This is a genomic window from Mycobacteriales bacterium, from assembly GCA_040902655.1.
Lineage (GTDB): Bacteria > Actinomycetota > Actinomycetes > Mycobacteriales > SCTD01 > SCTD01.
This window is the reverse complement of sequence record JBBDWV010000036.1, coordinates 1-22,655: the sequence shown is the minus strand read 5'-3', so window position 1 is coordinate 22,655 and position 22,655 is coordinate 1. Positions and strand designations below refer to the sequence as shown.

General features: G+C 73.1%; 18 protein-coding genes. 6 read left to right on the top strand and 12 right to left on the bottom strand.

Features of this window, described 5'->3' with window-relative positions:
* Positions 1-343 precede the first annotated feature (343 nt).
* From WD794_10295 to WD794_10285, 3 genes are read right to left on the bottom strand one after another with little or no spacing between them, the layout of a single operon-like run.
* Positions 344-1,576: a TIGR00300 family protein gene (locus WD794_10295; GenBank protein MEX2290704.1), complete on the bottom strand. Its 1,233-nt coding sequence runs from the start codon at positions 1,574-1,576 to the stop codon at positions 344-346.
* A complete protein-coding gene (locus WD794_10290; GenBank protein ID MEX2290703.1) occupies positions 1,573-2,496 on the bottom strand; it encodes a hypothetical protein in 924 nt (307 codons plus the stop codon). Before WD794_10290 ends, WD794_10295 begins: the two co-directional genes overlap by 4 nt.
* Before the next feature lie 11 nt (positions 2,497-2,507).
* Complete coding sequence (locus WD794_10285; GenBank protein MEX2290702.1) at positions 2,508-3,287, bottom strand: alpha/beta fold hydrolase; 780 nt, start codon at positions 3,285-3,287, stop codon at positions 2,508-2,510.
* Between the two features lie 159 nt (positions 3,288-3,446).
* On the opposite strand from WD794_10285, the gene WD794_10280 reads away from it, so the two are divergent.
* The gene (locus WD794_10280; GenBank protein MEX2290701.1) at positions 3,447-4,190 is read left to right on the top strand and encodes a lysophospholipid acyltransferase family protein; all 744 of its coding nucleotides are present in this window, start codon (positions 3,447-3,449) and stop codon (positions 4,188-4,190) included.
* Positions 4,191-4,237: 47 nt separating this feature from the next.
* Here the strand turns inward: WD794_10280 and glpK are convergent, their stop codons facing one another.
* Genes glpK through WD794_10260 form a run of 4 tightly spaced genes read right to left on the bottom strand, consistent with a single transcriptional unit; the run spans position 4,238 to position 10,454 of the window.
* Positions 4,238-5,719 carry a glycerol kinase GlpK gene (gene glpK / locus WD794_10275; protein ID MEX2290700.1) on the bottom strand — a complete coding sequence of 494 codons (1,482 nt, stop codon included), beginning with the start codon at positions 5,717-5,719 and terminating at the stop codon, positions 4,238-4,240.
* A gap of 21 nt (positions 5,720-5,740) precedes the next feature.
* Positions 5,741-6,934 carry an osmoprotectant NAGGN system M42 family peptidase gene (locus tag WD794_10270; protein ID MEX2290699.1) on the bottom strand — a complete coding sequence of 398 codons (1,194 nt, stop codon included), beginning with the start codon at positions 6,932-6,934 and terminating at the stop codon, positions 5,741-5,743.
* Positions 6,931-8,664 (bottom strand): N-acetylglutaminylglutamine synthetase, encoded by a 1,734-nt coding sequence (gene ngg / locus WD794_10265; GenBank protein ID MEX2290698.1) that lies wholly within the window; start codon positions 8,662-8,664, stop codon positions 6,931-6,933. The genes WD794_10270 and ngg overlap by 4 nt, the downstream gene beginning before the upstream one ends.
* A gap of 14 nt (positions 8,665-8,678) precedes the next feature.
* Positions 8,679-10,454 carry an N-acetylglutaminylglutamine amidotransferase gene (locus tag WD794_10260; protein MEX2290697.1) on the bottom strand — a complete coding sequence of 592 codons (1,776 nt, stop codon included), beginning with the start codon at positions 10,452-10,454 and terminating at the stop codon, positions 8,679-8,681.
* Between the two features lie 82 nt (positions 10,455-10,536).
* Between WD794_10260 and WD794_10255 the strand changes: the two genes are divergently transcribed.
* From WD794_10255 to WD794_10245, 3 genes are all read left to right on the top strand, one after another.
* Positions 10,537-11,028 carry a polyadenylate-specific 3'-exoribonuclease AS gene (locus WD794_10255; protein ID MEX2290696.1) on the top strand — a complete coding sequence of 164 codons (492 nt, stop codon included), beginning with the start codon at positions 10,537-10,539 and terminating at the stop codon, positions 11,026-11,028.
* Between the two features lie 159 nt (positions 11,029-11,187).
* Entirely contained in the window at positions 11,188-12,213 is a 1,026-nt protein-coding gene (locus WD794_10250) for a 6-phosphofructokinase (protein ID MEX2290695.1), read from the top strand.
* 98 nt (positions 12,214-12,311) lie between these two features.
* A complete protein-coding gene (locus tag WD794_10245; protein ID MEX2290694.1) occupies positions 12,312-13,667 on the top strand; it encodes a 3-deoxy-7-phosphoheptulonate synthase class II in 1,356 nt (451 codons plus the stop codon).
* A 20-nt stretch (positions 13,668-13,687) separates the two neighbouring features.
* Here the strand turns inward: WD794_10245 and WD794_10240 are convergent, their stop codons facing one another.
* Positions 13,688-15,061, bottom strand: coding sequence for a hypothetical protein (locus WD794_10240; protein MEX2290693.1), 1,374 nt, complete (start codon positions 15,059-15,061; stop codon positions 13,688-13,690).
* Positions 15,062-15,241: 180 nt separating this feature from the next.
* Here WD794_10240 and WD794_10235 point away from each other — a divergent pair, with 180 nt between their 5' ends.
* Positions 15,242-16,852: a hypothetical protein gene (locus WD794_10235; GenBank protein MEX2290692.1), complete on the top strand. Its 1,611-nt coding sequence runs from the start codon at positions 15,242-15,244 to the stop codon at positions 16,850-16,852.
* 66 nt (positions 16,853-16,918) lie between these two features.
* On the opposite strand, the gene aroF is transcribed toward WD794_10235, so the two are convergent.
* The gene (gene aroF / locus WD794_10230; GenBank protein MEX2290691.1) at positions 16,919-17,944 is read right to left on the bottom strand and encodes a 3-deoxy-7-phosphoheptulonate synthase; all 1,026 of its coding nucleotides are present in this window, start codon (positions 17,942-17,944) and stop codon (positions 16,919-16,921) included.
* 216 nt (positions 17,945-18,160) lie between these two features.
* Between aroF and WD794_10225 the strand changes: the two genes are divergently transcribed.
* On the top strand, positions 18,161-18,808 hold the full coding sequence (locus WD794_10225) for a sulfite oxidase-like oxidoreductase (GenBank protein ID MEX2290690.1): 648 nt from the start codon (positions 18,161-18,163) through the stop codon (positions 18,806-18,808).
* A gap of 19 nt (positions 18,809-18,827) precedes the next feature.
* Here the strand turns inward: WD794_10225 and WD794_10220 are convergent, their stop codons facing one another.
* From WD794_10220 to WD794_10210, 3 genes are all read right to left on the bottom strand, one after another.
* Complete coding sequence (locus tag WD794_10220) at positions 18,828-19,664, bottom strand: deoxyribonuclease IV (GenBank protein ID MEX2290689.1); 837 nt, start codon at positions 19,662-19,664, stop codon at positions 18,828-18,830.
* Between the two features lie 68 nt (positions 19,665-19,732).
* Positions 19,733-21,592, bottom strand: coding sequence for a Stk1 family PASTA domain-containing Ser/Thr kinase (pknB, locus tag WD794_10215; GenBank protein MEX2290688.1), 1,860 nt, complete (start codon positions 21,590-21,592; stop codon positions 19,733-19,735).
* Between the two features lie 49 nt (positions 21,593-21,641).
* A complete protein-coding gene (locus tag WD794_10210) occupies positions 21,642-22,577 on the bottom strand; it encodes a LysM peptidoglycan-binding domain-containing protein (GenBank protein MEX2290687.1) in 936 nt (311 codons plus the stop codon).
* Positions 22,578-22,655: the final 78 nt, after the last annotated feature.

Below are 22,655 nucleotides of genomic sequence, written 5' to 3'. Positions count from 1 at the left end.
CACCCCCCCCCCCCCCCCCCCCCCCCCCGCGGCGCGGCCGGCGCGGCGGTACCGCTGGCCGGCTGTCCGGCTGCCTCGTCTCAGGCACCTCTTCCGCAGCCACAGCCTGCGTTCCGCAGCCACAGCCTGCGTTCCGCAGCGACACCCCTCGTTGCACAGCCACCTGGCCCATGATCAACGCCGCGTTGCCTCAGTTTTTCCGGGGCCAGAATGTGCGGAAGGCTGGCGTTGATCAAGGGCGGTCGCTCGGGCAGTCGGCGGCGGTGTGGGCGGCAGCCGCAGCTGGCTCGGATCCCCCGGAGGACCCAGCCCCGGAGAACTCAGCACCCGGACAACCCCCGCCTCAACCGGCAGTGAAGCCTGGGACCAGCTCGCGAGCCAGGCCTTCGAGGAACAGGCCGGTGTCGGTGACGATCCCGACTGCCTGGGCGGACCCGCGGTCGGCCAGCTTGGTGACCGTCGCGGGATTGATGTCCACGCAGACCAGCGGGACCGAGGCGGGCAGCAGGTTGCCGGTGGCGATCGAGTGCAGCATCGTCGCCACCATGATGGCGAAGCCGACACCGGGCAGCTCCGCGCGCATCGCCCGCTGACCCACGATGACGTCGGTGTGCACATCCGGCAGCGGCCCGTCGTCGCGCACCGAGCCGACCAGCACGAACCGCTTGCCGTTCCTGACCAGAGCGTGCATCAGGCCGGAGCTCAGGACGCCCTGCTCGACGGCCGCGGCGATCGAGCCGGCCTTGCGGACGGCGTTGATGGCGCGGATGTGGTGCTCATGACCGTGCTCGACGCCCTTGCCGGCCGCGAGGTCGACGCCGAGCGAGGTGCCGTACAGCGCGGCCTCGATGTCATGGGTGGCCAACGCGTTGCCCGCGAACAGCACGTCGACGTAGCCGGCCTCGATCAGCGCCACCAGCGCCGGCCCGGCGCCGGTGTGCACGATCGCCGGTCCGCCGACCCACAGCACCTTGCCGCCGTCGGCCTTCACCTCGCGCAGCTGCGCGGCGATCTGGCGCAGCAGCAGCGACTGCGGCTTCTCGCTGGAGACCGCCGAGGCCATGAACTCGAAGCTGTCGGTGCTGCGCTCACGGTGCGGGAGGACGACCTTCACACCTCCGGCGCCGCAGACCACCTGATCGCCGGCCCGGACGTCGGAGACCGGGATGGTGCGGACGCGGCCGGGAGCGTGGAGCAGCAGCCCGCAGTCCATCTCGGGCTGCTCGACCGGCACCCAGGTCGAGCCCAGCCGCACCACCGTCTCGAGGTTGGTGGTGGAGTAGAAGTCGTCGGGGAACACCCCGTCCTGCTCGACCTCGCGCAGCAGCGCCTCGCCGGGGTCGACCTGGTTCATGCCGTGCGCCTGCAGCCGCATGAGCAGGCGGGCCAGCGCCTCGTCGTTCTCCGCGCTGACGACGATGCGGGCGTACGACTCGTCCTCGTGCGCCCGGCCGACGTCGAGCCGGTCGATCCGGTAGTCCCCGCCGTAGGCCAGCACGTCGTCGAGCACCTTGGCCAGTACCCCGGTGTCCATCAGGTGGCCGCGGGTCTCCAGCACCTCACTCGCATCGGTCACACCACGGCACCGTCGTCCGGGCCGCTGTCGGTGGGAGGAGCGTCGCGCATCAGGTAGACCAGGGCGACCGCGCCACCCGCTGTGAGCAGGACCCCGACGAGCCCGACGAAGGCGGTCCGGTCCTGCAGCAGCAGTTCCGGTGCGAACATCAGGATCACGCCGGCGAGTAGGGCGGCGGCCGCCGCGACCTTCTGCGGCGCCAGCCGGGGCAGCGGCGGGGGTGGCGGCGGGACGTAGTGGCCGTCGTCCTCGAGCGCCTCGGGCTCGACCCAGTCCGGCAGCGCCCCCCCCTCGCTCCGTGGGCGGCGGCCGGCCTGCGGCGGCGGGTCGTCGTCGCGCTCCGGCCGGCTCGGGAACATCCGGCGCTGCGGCAGGTCGACGTCCTCGGAGACCGGCCAGGGCGGTACGGGGGAGTCGCCCTCGCGGCTGAATCCCTCGACGATGCGCCGGAACTCCTCGTCCGGGGCGGCGGCGGGGGGGGGCCGGGCGGGGGGGGCGGGGGGCGCGGCGGGCGGCCCGGCCTGCGCGGCGGGGGGCGCGATAGGGGGCGCGGCGGGGAGCGGCGGTGGGCTCAGCACCCGCCGGGCGGCGCTGCGCGGCACCGGGTGCACCAGGCCGTGGGCGGTCGCACCGGGGTCCTGCTCGGCCAGCAGCGACGTCAGGTCGGCCACCTCGGCGCCGACGACCGTACGGGCCGCCTCGGCGCGTGCCGCGTCGACCCACAGCCGGTCCAGCGGGCGGTCCGGCAGCGTCGCCGCGCGGGTGAAGGTGTTGGAGCCCAGGGCCGGCTCCACGTAGGCGGCTACGCCCGCCTCGGCCAGCCGGTCGAGCAGCGCGCCGGACAGCCGCGGGTCGACGTCGACCAGCGCACCCCAGTCGGCCGAGGGCAGGCCGTTGTCGCGCCGGCCCTGCGAGGGCATCGGGTCCACGATCAGCCCGCCGCAGCCGGGCTGTGCGCGCGGACGAAGTCGAGACTGCCGGCGACGATCGCGGGCGCGTCGTTGTCCAGCGTGGCGACGTGGTAGCTGTCCTCCAGGATGCGTTCCTCGACGGTCCCCCCGGCCAGCCCCCTCAGCAGGGTCTGGCCGCTGACCGGCGGCACGACGTGGTCGATCCGGCTGCGGAAGACGAGCACCGGGCAGGTGATCTTCGGCAGGTCGGCGCTGACCACCGGCCAGGCCTGCTGCAGCGACGCGACCGCCCTGAGTGGCAGCCGGTCGTACGCCAGCTCCGTCACACCCGGCTTCTTGATGTCGCTGCCGATGCCGGGGAAGGACGGCAGGACCTTCGACAGCAGCGGCGCCAGCCTCGCGTCCTTGCGGTCCGTCCCGAGCGAGGCGTTGACGACGACGATCCCCGCGACCTGGCGGGCACGCAGCTCGGCGAGCCGGAGGGCGAGCGTGCCGCCCATGGACAGACCCATCACGAACACCGGCTCGCAGCGCGACCGCAGATCGTCGAACTCCCGCTCGAGCTCGCCGTACCAGTCGGCGAAGCGGGTGGCATTCAGGTCCTGCCAGCGGGTGCCGTGGCCGGGCAGGCGGGGCGCGTGGACGGTCAGGTCGGCGGCCGCGAGCTGCTCGGCCCAGGGCCGGATGCTCTGCGTCGTACCGGTGAAACCGTGACACAGCAGCACACCGACGGGGCCGCGGGGCAGGTCGATCGGCTCGGCGCCGGGCAGGACGCCGCCGGGGAACGGGGGAGTGGGCATGCGGGGCTTCCTGGCGGGTCTCGAGGGTCACCTGCATCGTCGCACGAGCACCCGGTGCGTCGCCTCCGGGCAACCGGGGCAGGAACCGGCGGGTGCCGTTGCTGCCGCCTTCGCCGCGCCCGTAAGGTGCGGGTCCGCGGCGAGGACGAGGGAGGACGCATGGGCTACTGGCTGGTCAAGGCCGTGCTGGCGCCGATCCTCCGCCTGCTGTTCCGGCCGTACGTCACGGGCGCGGAGAACCTGCCCGAGGAGGGCGCGGCCATCCTGGCCGGCAACCACACGACCTTCCTCGACAACTTCATGATCCCGCTGGTGGTGCCGCGCAAGGTCACCTTCCTGGCCAAGAGCGACTACTTCACCGGCCCCGGACCGAAGGGCTGGCTGCAGAAGTCGTTCTTCCGCGGCGTCGGCATGATCCCCATCGACCGCTCCGGCGGCGCGGCGAGCGAGGCGGCGCTGCGCACCGGGCTGCGTGTCCTGCAGCGCGGAGAGTTGCTCGCGCTCTACCCGGAGGGCACCCGTTCACCCGACGGCCGGCTCTACCGCGGCAAGACCGGGGTCGCCCGGATGGCGCTCGAGGCCGGCGTGCCGGTGGTCCCGGTCGGCCTGATCGGCATGTTCGAGCTGCAGCCCGCAGGGCGGCTGATGCCCAAGCTGGGCAAGGTCGAGTTGCGGATCGGCAAGCCGCTCGACTTCGGCCGCTACGCCGGCATGGAGGGCGACCGCTTCGTGCTGCGCTCCGTCACCGACGAGATCATGTACGAGCTGATGGTGCTGTCCGGACAGGAGTACGTCGACACGTACGCGACCAAGGCGAAGGCCGACCTCGAGGACGCCAAGAGTGCCGCGCGCGCGTCGCTGCTCAGCCAGACGCCCCCCGACATCGGCCGCCGCGCGAGCTGAGCGCAGCCCCCGAAGGCTCGCCCGCACCCCGGGCTCCGGCGACGCGCTCAGCCTGCGGCCCAGCTCCTGGACCGCTGCACGGCGTCGGACCAGCGGTCGTGCGCGCCGTCCGCACGCACCCCTGGCACCGGCTCGAAGCGCCGGTCCAGCTGCCAGGTGTCGGCCAGCTCCTGGGCCGAGGACCAGACTCCGGTCCCGAGGCCGGCGAGGAAGGCGGCCCCGAGCGCCGTCGTCTCGAGCACCTTCGGCCGCTGGACGGCGACGCCGAGCTGGTCGGCCTGCAGCTGGCAGAGCAGGTCGTTGGCCGACGCGCCGCCGTCCACCTGCAGAGCCGGGACCGACAGCCCGGCCTCGGCCGTCATGGCGTCCACGACGTCGCGTACCTCGAAGGCGATCGCGTCCAGGGTCGCCCGCGCCAGGTGGGCGCGGGTGGTGCCGCGGGTGATCCCGAGCAGGGTGCCGCGCGCGTCCGGGTCCCAGTGCGGCGCCCCCAGCCCGGTGAGCGCCGGGACGAACACGACGCCGTCGCTGTCCGGGACCGTACGCGCCAGTGCCTCGACCTCCGCCGCACTGCCGATGACCTGCAGCCCGTCCCGCAGCCACTGCACGGCCGCGCCGGTCACGAACACGGCGCCCTCGAGGGCGTAGACCAGCTCGCCGTCGGGCTTCATCCAGGCGACCGTGGTGAGCAGCCGCTCGGACAGCACCGGTGTGTCACCGGTGTTGACGAGGACGAACGAGCCGGTGCCGTAGGTGCACTTGCTGCGGCCGGCCTCGTAGCAGCCCTGCCCGAACAGCGCGGCCTGCTGGTCGCCGGCGATCCCGGCCACCGGCACGTCGAGCCCGAGAAACGCCTGCGGGTCGGTGCGGCCGACCTCGCCGTACGACGGGACGATCTCGGGCAGGGCCGCCCTCGGCACGCCGAACAGCTCGCACAGCTCCTCGCTCCACGTGCCCGTACGCAGGTTGAAGAGCAGCGTGCGACTGGCGTTGGAGGCGTCGGTGACCACGCGCCGGCCGCCGGTCAGGCGCGCGACGACGTAGGCGTCGACGGTCCCGACCACGGTGCGCCCGGCGGTGACGCCCGCCCAGGCGCCTGGGTCGTGCTCGGCCAGCCACAGCAGCTTGGTCGCCGTGAAGTAGGGGTCCAGCCGCAGGCCGGTCAGCTCGGCGACGCGGGGCTCGTGGCCGGCGTCCCGGAGCCGGTCGCACAGGGCGGTGGTACGCCGGTCCTGCCAGACGATCGCGCGGCGGGGAGCCGCGAGGCTCTGCCGATCCCACAGCACCGCCGTCTCGCGCTGATCGGTGACGCCGATGCAGGAGATGCCGGCGCTGGGGGCACCGGCCAGCGCCACGCGCGCGGCGGCCAGCACGGCCTGCCAGATCTCCTCCGGCTCGTGCTCGACCCAGCCGGGCTGCGGGAAGTGCTGCGGGAACTCCTGGTAGCCGCGGCGCAGGATGCCGCCGTCCTCGGCGACGACCAGCGCCGTCACCCCCGTGGTGCCGACGTCCAGGGCGAGCACGCTCATGCGGCGGACCGTAGTGGGTGCTCAGCCGTCGGCGCGGCGGACGTGCTCGAGCGGCGTCGGCTGGACGCTGCGGCTCGGGAAGTCCTCGAGCGGGCCGCGCTCGGTGGCGTCCCAGTCGGGGAAGGTGAGGTCGGTCTGCAGGTAGAGCGAGAGCAGCTCCGCGACGTGCTTGACGCCGTCGAGGTGGGTGCGCTCGTGGCCATGGGAGGAATCGACGCCGAAGCCGACCAGGGCGGTGCGCATCTCCAGGCCCGCCTCGACGGCGCTGGCGGCGTCGGAGCGGTAGAAGCGGTAGGTGTCCCGCCGGTGCGGCACGCCGTGCTCCTCGCACAGGGCGATCAGCCGGCGGCTGAAGTGGTAGTCGAAGGGGCCGGTGCTGTCGAGCATCGCGATGTTGGCGCACTCCTCGCGGGACTGCTGGCCGTTCGCGACGACGGCGTTGTCGACGGCCACCATCTCCGCGACGTCGGTGTCCAGGCCGTGCGTGGCGCCGTGCCCGACCTCCTCGGCGATGGTGACCAGCAGGTGCGCGCTGACCAGCGGTGTCACCTTCGCGTCGATGAGCGACTTGAAGGCGCCGAGCACCGCGGCGATGCCCGCCTTGTCGTCCAGGTGCCGGCTCTTGACATAGCCGGAGGGGGTGACGATCGGATTGGCGTCCAGCGCGACGAAGTCACCCACCTGGATCCCGAGGGCCATCAGGCTCTGCACGTCGCAGACCGGCTCGTCGACCCGTATCTCGACCAGCGGCCACCCGACGCCCTGCGTGTCGACCTCGTCGCCGTACTGGTGCCCGCTGCTCTTGAGCGGCAGGACGGTGCCGGTGTAGGTCCGCTCACCGTCGGTGAAGATCGTGACGTGGGCGCCCTCAGCGAAGCGGGCGCTGTGCGTGCCGAGCTGGGTGACCTCGAGCCGGCCGGTGTCCTTGAGCCTGGTCACCATGCAGCCGATCGTGTCGGCGTGCACCACGACCGCCCGGTCGGGCCGGCTGCGCCGGCCGGCCAGGGTGGCGTTGAGCACCCCGCGGCGGGTGACCGTGAGCTCCATACCGAGGTCCATCAGCAGCTCGCCGACGTGCTGCACCACCTCGTCCGTACGGCCGGTCGGGCTCGGCATGCGCAGCAGGTGGACCAGCACCTCCTCGACATAGGCCATGTCGATCGGCAGCTTGCGGATGACGGCACTGCTGGTGCCGCCCGCGGGCTGCGGGATCACGCGCTCTCCGGCGCCGGCGCCGGGTGCCAGCCGGACGGCAGCGCCGTCGTCTCCGGAAAGAGCAGGTCGACGAAGCGCTCCGCGGTCGGCTGCGGCTGGTGGTTGGCCAGGCCCGGCCGTTCGTTCGCCTCGATCAGCACATGGTCGGGGCCCGTCACGTCGGGCACGAGGAAGTCCAGACCGGTCACCGGGATGTCGAGGGCGCGGCTCGCCCGCACCGCAGCGGTCACGAGGGAGGGATGCAGCAGAGGGGTCACGTCGTGGATCGTGCCACCGGTGTGCAGGTTGGCCGTACGCCGCACCCGCAGCTCCTCGCCCGGTGGCAGCACGTCGTCCAGCTCGTGGCCCGCGGCACGCACGCACTCGCAGGTCGCGTCGTCGAGCGGGATGCTGGACTCGCCCCCTGTCGCCACCTCGCGCCGGCGGCTCTGGGCGGTGATCAGGCGGCGGATGGTCGAGCGCCCGTCACCGATGACCGCAGCCGGCTTGCGGACGGCCGCGGCCACGACCTCGTGGCCGATCACGACCACCCGCAGGTCCTCGCCCTCGACCAGCTCCTCGAGCAGGACGGTGGGGCAGTGCTGGCGGGCCAGGCCCACCGCCCGCTGCAGCTGTGCCTCGTCGGTCACGCCGACCGTGATGCCCTTGCCCTGCTCGCCGCGGGCCGGCTTCACGACCAGCTCGCCGATCTCGCCGAGGAACTCCGCGTCCCGCTCGTCCCCGGTCGCGGTGCGGCCACGGGGCACCGCCAGCCCCGCCGCCTCGAGGATCCGCCGGGTGATGCGCTTGTCGTCGCAGCGGCTCATCGCCACCGCCGACGTCAGCTCCGACAGCGACTCCCGGGTGACGATGCTGCGCCCGCCGTGCGACAGCCGCAGCTCGCCCCATTCCGCGTCGAGCACCTCCACGCCGATCCCACGCCGCCGCGCCTCGTCCGCGATGATCCGCGCGTAGGGGTTGAGCAGCTCGTACTCCGCGGAGGCCGGACCCACGAAAAGCGGCTCGTTGATGGGGTTCTTGCGCTTGACACACAGCACCGGCACCCGGTCGAAGCCGAGCCGCTCGTACAGCCGGATGGCCCGGTCGTTGGTGTGCAGCACCGACAGGTCGAGGTAGGAGCGGCCGCGGGCGACGTAGCGCTCGACCAGGGAGCGCACGAGCGCCTCGCCGATGCTGGGCAGGGGGTATCGCGGGTCGACCGCCAGGCACCACAGGCTGGTGCCGCCCTCGGGGTCGCCGAAGGCCGCGACGTGGTCGACCCCGGTGACCGTGCCGACGACCGAGCCGCTGGCCGCGTCGGTGGCGACCAGGTAGGTGAAGGCCTCGCCGCGCGCGTTGGCCAGCACGATGTCGGGAGCCGCACGGAGCATCCGCGCCGAGGCGTAGACCTCGTTCATCCCCTCGACGTCCTCGGCCTGCCCGACCGGCCGGATGTGCGCGGTGCGGCTCACCTCGGGAGCCGGCTGGTAGCGGCGGAAGTCGAGCCGGTAGGTGTGGGACGGGTCGACGAACAGTTCCTGCGGCGCCCGCGACACCAGGACGTGCGGGTCGCGCGGGTAGATGCAGATGTCCCGGCGGCCGGGTTTCTCGGCGCGCAGCACCGCCTCCAGGCGCTCCAGCGAGGTGAAGGTCTGGCCGAAGACCAGCCGGCCCCAGCCGCACTCGAGGGTGACGTCGCGGCCGAGCTCCTGGGGCAGGTCCGGGGGCGTCAGCTCCCAGGACGTGGACAGCGGGTCGGTCACCGTCACAGCCCGTGTCCCTGCAGCCACATCTCCAGCAGGGCCAGCTGCCAGAGCGGATTGCCGCCGAGTGGGGTCAGTCGGGCATTCGGGTCGGCGAGCAGCCGGTCGACCACCTCGGGCCGGAACAGCTCTCGTTCCTTGGCCTGCGGCGCCGTCAGCACGTCGCGCACCCGGTCGAGGAAGCCGCCCTCGAGGTGGGTCAGCGCCGGCACCGGGAAGTAGCCCTTGGGTCGGTCGATGACCTCGCTCGGGATGACGCGGCGGGCGGCCTGCTTGAGCACGCCCTTGCCGCCGTGCGCGGTCTTGAGCTCCGGCGGGCACTGCGCCGCCAGCTCGACCAGCTCGTGGTCGAGGAAGGGCACGCGGGCCTCCAGCCCGAACGCCATCGTCGTGTTGTCCACCCGCTTCACCGGGTCGTCGACCAGCATGATCTCGGTGTCCAGGCGGAGCGCGCGGTCCAGCGGCGTGTCGGCGCCGGCGCGGGCGAAGTGCTCCTCGACGAAGCGGCGGCTCTCGTCCCGCTCGGCATGCCACTCCTGCTGCAGCAGCGCCCGCACTCCCGCGTCGTCGCGGTCGAAGAACGCCTTCTCGTACGTCCCGACGGGGTCGTCGGTGTCGAGCATCGGCGGGTACCAGTGGTAGCCGGCGAAGACCTCGTCCGCGCCCTGCCCGGACTGCACGACCTTGACGTGCCGGCTGACCTCCTCCGACAGCAGGTAGAAGGCGACGACGTCGTGGCTGACCATCGGCTCGCTCATCGCGCCGACAGCCTGGTCGAGCGCCGGCAGCACCCGGTGGGGCGGCACCATCATCTTGGTGTGGGAGGTGCCGAAGCGCTGCGCGACGAGGTCGGAGTAGACGAACTCGTCGCCGGAGCGGCCGCCGACCGGCTCGAAGCCGATGCTGAAGGTGCGCAGCCCGGACTGGCCCTGCTCGGCGAGCAGGCCGACCACCAGGCTCGAGTCGACGCCGCCGGACAGCAGCACGCCGACCTCGACGTCGGAGACCATCCGGCGCTCGACCGCGAGGCGCAGCGCGTCGAGCACCGCCTCCTCCCACTCGCCCTCCGACCATGAGGCTCTGGCCGGGTCGCGCGTGTAGGGCGGCGACCAGTAGCGGCGCTCCCGGCTGGTGCCGTCCGGCTCGATCACCCGGACCGTCGCGGGCGGCAGCTTGCGCACCCCCTGCAGGATGGTGTGCGGAGCGGGCACCACCGAGTGGAACGACAGGTAGTGGTGCAGCGCGACCCGGTCGATCGAGGTGTCGACGCCGCCGCCGGCCAGCAGCGCCGGCAGGGTGCTGGCGAAGCGCAGCGCGCCGGCCACCTCGGCCAGGTAGAGGGGCTTGATGCCCAGCCGATCGCGAGCGAGCAGCACCCGGCCGCTGTCGCGCTCGACGATGACCAGGGCGAACATCCCGAGCAGCCGGTCGACGAAGTCCTCGCCCCACTGCGCATAGGCCTTGAGCACGACCTCGGTGTCGCTGTGCGAGAAGAAGCGGTGGCCCAGGCCCGCGAGCTCGGCCCGGAGCTGCGGGTAGTTGTAGATCATCCCGTTGAAGACGGCGGTGAGGCCGAGCTGCGCGTCGACCATCGGCTGCGCGGCGTGCTCGCTCAGGTCGATGACCTTGAGCCGCCGGTGGCCCAGCGCGATTGGGCCCGCGGACCACACGCCCGAGCCGTCGGGCCCCCGGTCCTGCATCGTCGCGGACATCCGCGCCACCGCGGCGACGTCGGCCGCCCTGCCGTCGCGGCGCACCTCGCCGCTGAGCCCGCACACGTGGAGCCCCCCTCGGATCGACTGAGGTGATCGTTCTCCCCGCAGCAGGGGCTAAACCCAGGGGCGGGCACACTCGCTGTCCATGAGGGTCTGGTACGACGCCGAGTTCTCCACGACCGCGCCCGACATCGGGCTGGTCTCGCTCGGCGCGGTCATCGAGGACGGCCGCGAGTTCTACGCCGTGTCCACGGAATTCGATGCCGAGGCCGCACACCCGTGGGTGAAGAAGAACGTGCTGCCGCAGCTCCCGCCGCCGGGGGACCCGGCCTGGATGTCGCGCATCGAGCTGCGGGAGGCGCTGCTGCGCTTCCTCGGCGCCGAGCCGGTGCTGTGGGCGTGGTACGGCGCGTACGACCACGTCGCGCTCTGCCAGCTGTGGGGGTCGATGCCGGAGCTGCCGCGGGCCCTGCCGCGCGTCACCCTCGACGTGCGCCAGCTGTGGGAGCACCTCGGCCGGCCGCCGCTGCCGGTGCAGGACGGCGGGCTGCACCACGCGCTGGACGACGCCCGGCATGTGAAGGTGCGCTGGGAGGCGCTGGCCGAGAAGGCCTACCGGCTGGGGCTCGAGGTCTGAGTGGCCCGCAGCCCGGCTACTCCGTTGATCCACGCGAGGTTTCAGGTGGATCTTCGCCGACGATCCACCTGAAACCTCGCGTGGATCACCTGCAGGAGCGGTACGGGAAGCCGCGCCACGGGCTACTGTCCGCGGCGTCGAGACGACCTGGAGGCCGTTGTGCGGATCGGTGTGCTGACCGGCGGGGGCGACTGCCCGGGACTGAACGCGGTGATCCGGGCGGTGGTCCGCAAGGGCACGCAGGTGCACGGCCACGAGTTCGTCGGCTTCCGGGACGGCTGGAGGGGCCCGCTCGAGGCGGTCACGATGCCGCTCGGCATCGAGCAGACCCGCGGCATCCTGCCGCGCGGAGGCACCATCCTGGGCAGCAGCCGTACCAACGTCATGAAGGTCGAGAACGGCGTCGAGCGGGTGCGGCAGAACCTCGCCGACCTCGGCGTGGACGCGCTGGTGGCGATCGGCGGCGAGGACACGCTCGGCGTCGCGACGCAGCTGGCGGCGGCCGGACTGAACGTGGTCGGTGTCCCCAAGACCATCGACAACGATCTGGGCGCGACCGACTACACCTTCGGCTTCGACACGGCGGTGCAGATCGCGGTGGACGCGATCGACCGGCTGCACACCACCGCCGAGTCGCACCACCGGGCTCTGATCGTCGAGGTGATGGGCCGGCATGCCGGGTGGATCGCCCTGCACTCCGGGATGGCCGGCGGCGCCAACGTCATCCTCATCCCGGAGCGTCCGTTCGACATCGACAGGGTGTGCGCGTACGTCGAGGCGCGGTTCGCCGGGGAGTTCGCGCCGATTCTCGTCGTGGCGGAGGGCGCGCAGCCGAAGGAGGGCACGCTCGCGCTGCAGACCGGGGAGAAGGACTCCTTCGGTCATGTCCGGCTCGGCGGGATCGGCCAGCTGCTCGAGCGCGAGATCGAGGCGCGTACGGGCTACGAGGCGCGGCAGACCGTCCTCGGCTACGTGCAGCGCGGCGGCACCCCGACCGCGTACGACCGCATCCTGGCCACCCGCTTCGGACTGGCGGCCGCGGACGCGGTGCACGAGGGCGACAGCGGCGTGATGGTGGCGCTGCGCGGTACCGACATCGTCCGGGTGCCGCTCGAGGAGGCGACCCGCGAGCTGAAGACGGTGCCGGCCGAACGCTTCGAGGAGGCCGAGGTCTTCTTCGGCTAGGTTCGCCCTTGCTGATCCCCCCCTTGCGTCCTGCTGGCCTGGGCGCAGGCCTCTCCTGAGAGCAGGACGCAAGGGGAGTGGCGGCTAGCCTTGTCAGGGTGACCTCGACCCTCGATCCCGCTGCCGGCTTGGACCACTGGCGCGACCTGCCCGCGCTGCAGCAGCCCTCATGGCCGGACAAGGCGGCGCTCGCTGCCGTCTACGACACGCTGGCGCAGGTCCCTCCGCTGGTCCAGCCGGGGGAGTGCGACAGCCTGCGCCAGCGCCTGGCGGCGGTCGCCCGCGGCGAGGCCTTCCTGCTGCAGGGCGGTGACTGCGCCGAGACCTTCGTCGCCAACACCGCCGACGGCATCCGCGGGAAGGTACGCACGCTGCTGCAGATGGCTGTCGTCCTGACCTACGGCGCGAGCGTGCCGGTGGTGAAGGTGGGCCGGCTCGCCGGGCAGTACGCCAAGCCACGCAGCGCCGACATCGAGGCGGCGACCGGTCTGCCGTCGTACCGCGGCGACGCCGTGAACGACCTGCACGGCGAGCGGATGCCGGACCCGGCCCGGATGGTGCGTGCCTACGCCAACAGCGCCGCGACGATGAACTTCATGCGGGCGATGGCCACCGACGGCAGCGCCGACCTCGCCGCCGTGCACGACTGGAACACCGCGTTCGTCCTGGCCAGCCCGGCCGGTCACCGCTACCAGGAGCTGGCTACCGACATCGACCGGGCGCTGGCGTTCATGCGCGCCTGCGGGCTCGATCTCGAGGCCACCCCGCAGACCCACGGCGTCGAGCTCTACGCCAGCCACGAGGCCCTGCTGCTGGAGTACGAGCGCGCGCTGACCCGCCCGGACGCCGAGGGTGCGCCCTACGACCTGTCGGCGCACATGGTCTGGGTCGGCGAGCGCACCAGGGACCTGGACGGGGCACACGTGGACTTCCTGTCCCGGATCGCCAACCCGATCGGCGTGAAGCTCGGCCCGACGACCGATCCCAGCACCGCGGTCGCGCTGTGCGAGCGACTGGACCCGGACGCCCTGCCGGGCCGGCTGACGCTGATCACCCGGATGGGTGCCGGCAAGGTGCGGGACGCGCTGCCCGAGCTGGTCGAGGCGGTGGAGCGCTCCCGTGGGCCGCGCAGCGTGGTCTGGGAGTGCGACCCGATGCACGGCAACACCACCGAGACGCCCAGCGGCTACAAGACGCGCCACTTCGACGACGTGATGGACGAGGTCCGCGGCTTCTTCGAGGTGCACGCCGGGCTGGGCTCCTGGGCAGGTGGGGTGCACGTCGAGCTGACCGGTGACGACGTGACCGAGTGCCTCGGGGGCGCGCAGCAGCTGACCGACGCCGATCTGGCCGGCCGCTACGAGACCGCCTGCGACCCGCGGCTCAACACCAGTCAGGCGCTCGAGCTGGCCTTCCTCGTCGCCGAGATGCTCCAGGCCCGGCGGGACCGTTGAACCGCTGGACCGCTGGACCCTCAGGCCTGCGCGTCGTAGGGCGCCTCGGCGACCTGGGTGCCGTTGCTGGCGCGCACGGTGTGCCGCCCCGGCAGGTTGGCCGGGTCCTGGGCGGACAGCTGACCGGTGAAGCGGCCGCGGGCGTCCGGGACCACGACCGACCGCGAGCCGGTCGGGGTGCCGGTGGGGTCGAGGTAGTCCAGCTGCACCTGGGTGCCGGGCCTCCACCCGGTGCCGCTCACGGTGAGGGTCGCGCCGTTCGGGCCGCTGGCGGGGTCGACGACCAGGCTGAGCGGCTCCTGCGCCGGCGCGGTGCTGCGCACGGCCTCCGGAGTCGGTGACGGCGACGGGGTCGGCTCGAGGACGAAGACGCTGGTGCGCGGGCTCGGCAGCTGGAGTGGCGGCGGTGTGAGGAGCACCTCCGGCTCGGCCGGCGGCTCGCTGATCAGGGCGACGTCCTGGGGCGCCCGGCCGGCGCTGCTGTTCACCCCTTCCCCGCCGCCGCGGGTGAGCAGCAGCCCGGCGCCCACACCCAGCAGCACGGCGAGGACGACGGACAGCAGGGCGATCAGCGGCGAGAACAGCCGCGGCTCCTCCTCCTCGTCCTCCCACTGCTCGTCCTGCTCGGCGGCGAGCAGTGCGGCGTGGGTCGGCAGGGCGGCGTAGGTCGAGGACTCCACCCGGTTCAGCACCGCGGCCCGCTCACCCTCCGGCAGGGCGGCGACGGTCAGGCCGGTGAGCAGCAGGTGCGCGCGCTGCTGGGCATCGGTCACGCTGCGGCATTCGTCGCAGGACAGGGCATGCCGGCGGGTCGTGGCGTCCCGGGCCGCCGTCTGCATGCCCTGGCCGATCCGGGCCAGCGCCGCCACGTCGTGCTGGTGGGCCGGGACGGCCGGGGCCGGCTCGTCGTCCACCAGCGGGAGGAACGCCAGCCTGGCCCGCCCCACCAGCTCCATCGCCTCGTCGGCGTCGAGGTTCAGCGCGGCGCCGACCGACACGGCCGGCAGGTCATAGGAGTCACGCAGCAGCAGGGCCACCCGCTCCCGATCGGGCAGCTGGTCCAGTGCCGCGGCCAGGATCTCCTGGTCCTCGTCGACCGCCAGCACCCCACCGCCGAGCGGCAGGTCCCGGCCCCGCCCGGCGACCCGCCGGCCGAGCGACAGGGCCTGCGCGAACCACCAGCCGACGGCGTCGGCGACCGTCTCGGGTCGCCGGGCGACGGCCTCGACGAGGTCCAGGGCGCTGGTCTCCACGACCTCCACCGCGGTGGCCGGGTCGCAGCCCAGCCGGCGGACCGCGTCGTGCACCCGGTCGGCGTGCACCCGGACGGCGGCCAGCAGATCCTCGGCGGAGACGCCTGCCGCTCCGCCCGGCGGCCGGGACTGCTGTGCCACGGCTCCTAGCCTATGCGGCGGAACCTCGGTCGGGCTCGCCGCCGCACGGGAGCGCCAGGGAACCGCGGACGGCGGAGCAGGAAGCCGGCCTCACGCGGAGAATACGCAGGCAGCGCCCGAACCCGGACGGGCACATCCCTCGGGCACCGATCGTGCCCCGAACCCTGTGGAGGTCAGCCGATGCGGCTGCGCACCGTCACCGTCCCGATCGGCGCCCTGGCGCTGGCCCTGATCGCCCCTGCTGCCCCTGCCCTCGCGCACGGCGACCCGCTCGACAAGGTGGTCTTCAAGGACGTCGCCGTGGCGCAGACCGCGGGCGGCTACTCCAAGAACATGGACTTCGTCACGAACGTCCCGTACGACGTGGTGGAGGGCGCCACCCGCGGCATGGCCGGCACCGACATCGAGTTCGCCCGCATCGGCGGACGGGACTACGCCTTCGCCGGCACGTACTTCAACGGGCTGCAGATCGTCGACATCACCGACCCGAGCAAGCCGGAGAAGGCCGCGGTCTACGACTGCGCGATCCTGCAGGGCGACGTGCAGGTCTTCCCGCAGGGCGAGCGGGTGCTCGCCACCTACACCGCCGACTCCCGGCTGACCGCCGTCGGCGCGGCCTCCACGTGCGCCGTCGACAACGAGGTCAAGGAGGGCGACTCAGGGACGTTCCTGCTGGACGTGACCGACCCGGCGAACCCCACCAGCGTCGGCTTCGTCTCGATCCCGCGCGGGGCGCACAACAACACGGTGCACCCGAGCGGCGACTACATGTACAACAGCAACTCCGACCTCATCACCAGCACCGCCCCGGCGATCGACATCATCGACATCCGCGACGCCGAGAACCCCACGATCGTGAAGAGGCACAGCATCCCGTTCGTGCCCGCCTCGCTGGGCTCCGAGAGCCACGACATCACCTTCAGCGCCGACGGCGCCCGCGCCTACTCGGCTGCGCTGTCGCAGACGTTGATCTTCGACACGACCGACCCCGAGAACCCGCAGCAGATCGCGCAGATCCTCGACCCGACGGTCCAGGTCAGCCACGGCGCCGACCCGATCACGCTCGAGAAGAAGGACGGCAGCGACCGCGAGCTGCTGCTCATCTCCGATGAGCAGGCCGGCGCGGCCGCGGGGACCAACTGCCCGGGCGGTGGCGTGCACATCTACGACATCACCGGCGAGCTGGAGATGAGCCCGAAGAAGCTGGGCGTCTGGTTCATCGGCGAGACGAAGCCGTCGACCGCCACCTGTACGGCGCACGTCTTCCGGATGCACGGCGACCAGGGCCTGTTCACCATCGCCTGGTACGACCAGGGCGTGCGCGTCGTGGACGTGGCAGGGCTGGCCGACCTCGACATCCCGATGGTCCCGTTCGTGACCTCCGGCAACGGCAACGGCATCGAGGAGATCGGGCGCTACACGTTCGACGACGCCAACACCTGGTCGTTCAAGACGAACATGATCGCGACGGACGGCTCGTTCTTCGGCTTCGGCAACGACCTCGGTCGTGGCCTGGACGTGTACCGGTTCCGGGGCCTGGGGCGTGACGTGCCGGCGCTGGAGCCGACCGAGTTCCGGTCGGCGGGCGGATCCGGGACCAGCCGCCCCGGGAAGAGCGAGGGCAAGGGCAAGGGCAACGGCCCGAAGAACGCGGAGGCGCTGCCGTTCCTGCCGATGGGCGGCGGCTCCGGGCCCGGTACCGGCGGTCTGCTCGCGCTGGCCGTGCTCGCCGCGCTGACCGGCACGGTCGCGGCCGCCCGCCGCAGTCGCGGGGCGGCTGCGCTCGCCTGACCTGCTGAACGCGACGGTGCCCCGTCCCCCTGAGGGGGCGGGGCACCGTCGCGCGCACGGGGCAGGTCAGCGCACGGAGCGGCCGAGCATCGGCGGGAGGTCACGGCAGGCCGCGGCCAGCTCCTCCAGCGCGGCGCCGTAGAGCGCCTGCGGCCCGTCGCACAGTGCGGTCGTGGGATCGCCGTGCACGTCGACCATGACCGCGTCGGCACCGACGGCGATGGCTGCTCGGGACAGCGGCACGACCAGGTCGCGCTTGCCGGCACTGTGCGAGGGGTCGACCACGACCGGCAGGTGCGAGAGCGCGTGCACCATCGGCACGGCGCTGACGTCCAGGGTGTTGCGGGTGGATGTCTCGAAGGTTCTGATACCGCGCTCGCACAGCACGATGTCGAGGTTGCCGCGCTGTGCGATGTACTCCGCGGCCATCAACCACTCCTCGTAGGTCGCCGTCAGCCCGCGCTTGAGCATGACCGGCTTGCGGACGCCGCCCACCGCCTGCAGCAACGGGAAGTTCTGCATGTTGCGGGTGCCGATCTGCAACATGTCGGCGTGCTCCGCCACGATCGCGACATCGGAGGGGTCGACCACCTCGGTGACGACCGGCAGACCGGTGCGCTCCCGGGCCTCGGCCAGGATCTCCAGCCCCTTCACCCCCAGACCCTGGAAGGCGTACGGCGAGGTTCGGGGCTTGTAGGCGCCGCCCCGCAGCATCGTGGCGCCGGCCGCCTTGGCCATGTCCGCGGCCTCGAAGGTCTGCTCGGGCGTCTCGACCGCGCACGGTCCGGCGATCAGCACGAAGCTGTCCGGGCCGATGTGCACGTCGGCGCGCTCCCCGACGGTGATGGTGGAGGCGTCCGGGTGGTTCTCGCGGCTGACCAGCTTGTAGGGCTTGGAGACCCGGACGACCTCGCCGACGCCGGGCATCGCCCGCAGGTTCAGGCCCTGGAAGGCGACGACATCTCCGACCAGGCCGATGATCGTGCGCTGCACGCCTCGGCTGATGAAGGCCGAGCCGCCGGCGTCCTCGACCCGCGCGACGACGGCGTCGACCTCCTCGGTGGCAGCGCCCGGACGCATGACGACGACCATGGAAGGACCTCTCGGAGAAGCAGAAGAGCCCCGGGCAGATGCCCGGGGCTCGCGGTGGTGGGTGGGCCGAACGAACCGGCTACGACCCCGACCAGGAATCCCGGCTGGGGTAGAGGGAGCAGGCTGGACGCACGGCGTCACGCTAGCGCAGCGGCCGCCACGGCGGTGACGCGGGGCGGTGCACAGGGCTGCCGAGGGGGGCGGCAGGATGGACCGGTGAGCTCGCCGTTCCACCGCCTGGGCGCCAGGCGACGGGCTGCGGGCCTGCCCGCCGAGCGACTCCCGCCGGGGCAGTACATCCCGCGCGGCTGGCCCGTCCTGCACTACGGCCCGGTCCCCAGGTTCGTCGAGGCGACGTGGGACTTCACCGTCTCCGGGGCGACCGCCGACGGCGCGGAGCACCGGTGGGACCTGGCCCGGTTCGCGGCGCTGCCGCGGGCCGAGGTGACCGCGGACTTCCACTGCGTGACGAAGTTCTCGCTGCTCGACAACACCTGGAGCGGCGTCGCCACCGCGAGCCTGGTGGAGCTGGCGCCGCCGGACGCCGGCGTCTCCCACGTCATGGTGTGGGCGGAGTACGGCTACAGCGCCAACCTGCGGTTGTCGGACTACACCGACAGCAGCGCCCTTTTCGCGACGCACCGCAACGGTGAGCCGCTGACCCCTGAGCATGGCTGTCCGCTGCGCCTGGTCGTCCCGCACCTGTACGCCTGGAAGGGGCCGAAGTGGGTGCGCGGCATCGAGTACCTCACCGAGGACCGGCGCGGCTTCTGGGAGGAGCGCGGCTACCACAACCGGGCCGATCCCTGGCAGGAGCAGCGCTACAGCTATCAGGAGGAGCCGGGGGACGGCCCGGAGCCGTAGCTGCCAGGAGCTGCAGCGGTCAGGAGTCGCGCAGCGAGCAGAGGATCTCGATGTCGCGGCGGTGCGTGCTGGCGTCGCCCGGGGTCTCGACCACCACCGGGACGCCACGGGTGGCCGGGTGGCGGAACAGCTCGGCGAAGGCGTCCTTGCCGATCTGCCCCTCGCCGATCGCCTCGTGCCGGTCGCGGGTGGAGCCGAGGGGGTCCTTGGAGTCGTTGGCGTGCACCAGCGCGAGTCGGCCCCTCCCGACCGCCTTGACCAGGGCGTCCAGCGTCTTCTTCATGCCCCCGGGGACCGAGACGTCGTGGCCGGCCGCCCAGGCATGGCAGGTGTCGAGGCAGACGCCGAGCATCTCGTGGTCGTCGAGCTGGGCGAACCACGGCTCGAGCTCCTGCACGGTCGCGCAGAGCGCCTGGCCGCCGCCGGCCGTGGGTTCCACCAGCAGCCGGGGGCCGTCGGGTTGCGCGGTGTCCAGCAGTGGGAGCAGGTGGCTGCGTAGCTGCGCCATCGCGTCGTCGCGGTGCGCGCCGGCGACCGCGCTGCCGGCGTGCACGACGACGCCCTTGGCGCCGAGGGCCAGGCCCCGGCGCATCGCGTGCTCGACCGCAGCCACCGACCGGGTCAGCGTCGCCGCGGTCGGGGAACCGAAGTTGACCAGGTACGGGGCGTGCACGTAGACGGGGATGCCGAGCCGCACGCAGTCGCCGCGGAAGGCCTCGTCCTGCGCCGGGTCACCTGCGCTCGGGGCCCAGCCACGTGGGTTCGACACGAACACCTGGACGGCGCCGGCGCCGATCTCGCGGGCGTACGCGAGCGCCTTCGCCAGGCCGCCGGAGATCGGCACGTGGGACCCCACGGCGGACGGTCTGCGGGGCGGCACCCGGACAGCCTGCCAGAGCCGGCCGGCGGGAGACAGAGCCGGTATCAGAAGACGTACAGCGTGACGGTGGAGCCCTTGCGGACCTTGCTGCCCGGCTCCGGGTCGGTGGACCGCACCGTGCCCGGTCCGGGGATCGCCCGGACCTGCACCTTCAGCCCCAGGGCCTCGAGCTGCTGCTGGGCGTCCTTGCGCTTCTTGCCGATCACGTCCGGGACGGTGATCAGTTCCGGACCCTTGCTGACCTGCAACGCGACCCGTGAGTCGCGCGGCGCCCGGCCGGACGCCGGGTCCTGCGCAACGACGACGCCCTTCTTGAAGGTGTCGCTGAAGACCTCGGTGACGGCGGCGGCAAAGCCCGCCTCCGACAGTGCCTTCTCGGCAGCACCGCGCTGCTGCCCCTTCACGTCGGGCACGGCCAGCATCTCCCGGCCCTTGCTGACGACGAGCGCGACCTTGCTCCCGGGCCGGAGCGCCTCGCCCTTCTTCGGGCTGGAGTCGATCACGGTCCCCGCGGCGCGCGGGCTGAAGGCCTCGGTGACGCCGCCGACCGCCAGGCCCACCTTCTCGAGGGCGGCGACCGCGTCGGCCTGCGGCAGACCGATCAGCTCGGGGACCTCCCGTCGGTCGGGACCGAGCGAGTTGAGCAGGGTCACCGTGGCCCCCGGCAGGATGCGGCCGGACGGCTCGGGCTGCTGCGAGATGATGCGCTGCGCGGCGACCTGCTCGTCGTGGGCCGAGGGCAGGAAGTCCACCTCGAAGCCGGCATCGGTGAGGGTGCGGGTCGCCTCGACCTTGGTCAGGCCCACGACGTCCGGTGTCGTGGTGTAGCGGCCGGACGTGAGGTACCACCCGCCGGTCAGGCCGGCCGCCAGGAGCAGCGCAGCGAGCAGCGACCAGAGCAGCCACGGGGCCGGCCGGCGCCGGCGGCGTGCCGCGGCCGGTTCGGCGGTGGGCGCGACGAGCGACTCCCGGGGCACGACCAGCGTCGGGTGGCTGTCCCGGCGGGTCACCGGCGCATCCGGAGCCGGGCCGAGGCCGGCGCGCACCGCGCGCAGCCCGGCCAGGAACGCGCCGGCGTCCGGGGGCCGGGCAGCCGGATCGCGGCGGGTGGCGCCGAGGACGAGCTCGTCGAGCTCGGGCGCAATCCCCTCGACCAGTTGCGACGGCGGCGGCACGTCCTCGTGCACGTGCCGGTAGGCCACTGACATCGGGCTGTCGGAGGAGTAGGGCGGGACGCCGGTGAGCAGCTCGAACAGCAGGATGCCGGCCGCGTACACGTCGGTGCGCGTGTCGGCGCGGCCGTGCTCGACCTGCTCGGGGGCCAGGTAGGCGACCGTGCCGATGAGCAGCCCGGTCGTCGCGGTGAGGTTGCTGCTCTGGATCGCGCGGGCCAGCCCGAAGTCGGCCACCTTGACCCGGCCGTCGTCGCCGAGCAGGACGTTCTCGGGTTTGACGTCGCGGTGGACCAGCCCGGCGCCGTGGGCGGCGGCCAGCGCGCGCAGCACCGGCTCGAGCAGGTCGAGCGCCCGCGCCGGGGGCAGCGGCCCGCGGTCGCGGACCTCGTCGCGCAGCGTGCGGCCCGCGACGTACTCCATGACGAGGTAGGCGGTGCCGGTCTCCGCGTCGGTGCCCTGGTCGAACACCGCGACGACCTCGGGGCTGGACAGCCGGGCCGCCGCGCGGGCCTCGCCGGCGAAGCGCTCGACGAAGTCGGCGTCCTCGGCCAGCGCCGCCCGCATCACCTTCACCGCGACGGTACGGTCCAGCCGCAGGTCGGTGGCTTGGTACACCGTCGCCATACCGCCCCGCGCGATGCCGCGGTCGAGCCGGTAGCGGCCGTCGAGCAGCCGTCCGACGAGGGGGTCGACGCCGGAGGGCACCGGCGTCCCGACGATCGAGTCCACGGTTCCCGAGTCTAGGTCGATCTTCCGCCGATCCCCTCAGGCGCGCGGGTCACCCGCGGGGAAAGCGGGCCGTGCGCAGCGCGTTGATGTTGCGGATGTAGGTGTGGGTCTGCGGCAGGACGCCCTTGCGCGAGATGGACCCGAGTCCCTGGTAGTAGCCGGCGAGGGTCTTGTCCACCGACCCGGTCGAGCGCATCAGCTGGCGGAGCAGCAGCACCCCGGCGGTGATGTTGTCCTGGGTGTCCAGCAGGTCGAACCGCTGGCCGGACTGCCGGCCGAGCACCCGGCCGGTCGACGGCAGCACCTGCATGACGCCGATCGCGTTGACCCCGGAGACCACCCGCTGCTGGAAGCCGCTCTCGTGGTAGGCGACGGACACCGCCAGCGACGGGGGGACGCCGTGCCGCCGGGCGGTGCTGGCCACCATCCGCCGGACCTTCGCCTTGGACGGGTGGCTGCGGGCGGCCAGCGTCGCGCGGTTCTGCGCGACCGAGCGGCGCACGCCCTCGGGGATCTGCCGGCCGGCGTTGGTCGCCGGTACCGAGCCGGTCGAGGCGCTGCCGCCGGGGATCGCCAGCCGGCGGCCGGCGAAGATCGTGCTGCCCGGCAGGCCGTTGGCCCGGCGAATCGCGGCAGAGGTCGTGCCGTAGCGCACCGCCAGGTGGCTGAGCGTCTCGCCGGGGCGCACCAGGTGGCTGCGGCCGGCGGAGGAGCCGGCGGCGGCCGCGCCGCCGGGCACGCGAAGGGTGCGGCCGGCGTAGATGGTGCCGTTGCCCGGCAGGTCGTTGAGCCGCTTCAGCTCGCTGACGGTGGTGCCGTGTGTGCGGGCCAGGTCCCAGAGCGTGTCGCCGGAGCGGATCGTGATCAGCGCCGGGGCGCCGGCGGTCGTGACGACCGCGAGGGCGAGCAGGGCGCCGAGCGTCCGGCGGCCCGTGCGGCCCGGAGCGGTTCCGGACGGGCGGGTCGAGCGGGTCGAGCGGGTCACGGCACAGCCCCAGACAGTCGGCGACACGGGAAGACGTGCGGTCGACGGTACGCAGCAGTGACCACTGTGACAAGTGGG

Bases quoted from the DNA above. Each gene is read 5' to 3' on its own strand.
- glpK (MEX2290700.1), bottom strand. From the start codon at position 5,719: ATGAGCGTGCTCGCCCTGGACGTCGGCACCACGGGGGTGACGGCGCTG.
- WD794_10255 (MEX2290696.1), top strand. From the start codon at position 10,537: ATGAGGGTCTGGTACGACGCCGAGTTCTCCACGACCGCGCCCGACATC.
- WD794_10280 (MEX2290701.1), top strand. From the start codon at position 3,447: ATGGGCTACTGGCTGGTCAAGGCCGTGCTGGCGCCGATCCTCCGCCTG.
- WD794_10235 (MEX2290692.1), top strand. From the start codon at position 15,242: ATGCGGCTGCGCACCGTCACCGTCCCGATCGGCGCCCTGGCGCTGGCC.
- WD794_10285 (MEX2290702.1), bottom strand. From the start codon at position 3,287: ATGCCCACTCCCCCGTTCCCCGGCGGCGTCCTGCCCGGCGCCGAGCCG.
- WD794_10290 (MEX2290703.1), bottom strand. From the start codon at position 2,496: ATGCCCTCGCAGGGCCGGCGCGACAACGGCCTGCCCTCGGCCGACTGG.
- aroF (MEX2290691.1), bottom strand. From the start codon at position 17,944: ATGGTCGTCGTCATGCGTCCGGGCGCTGCCACCGAGGAGGTCGACGCC.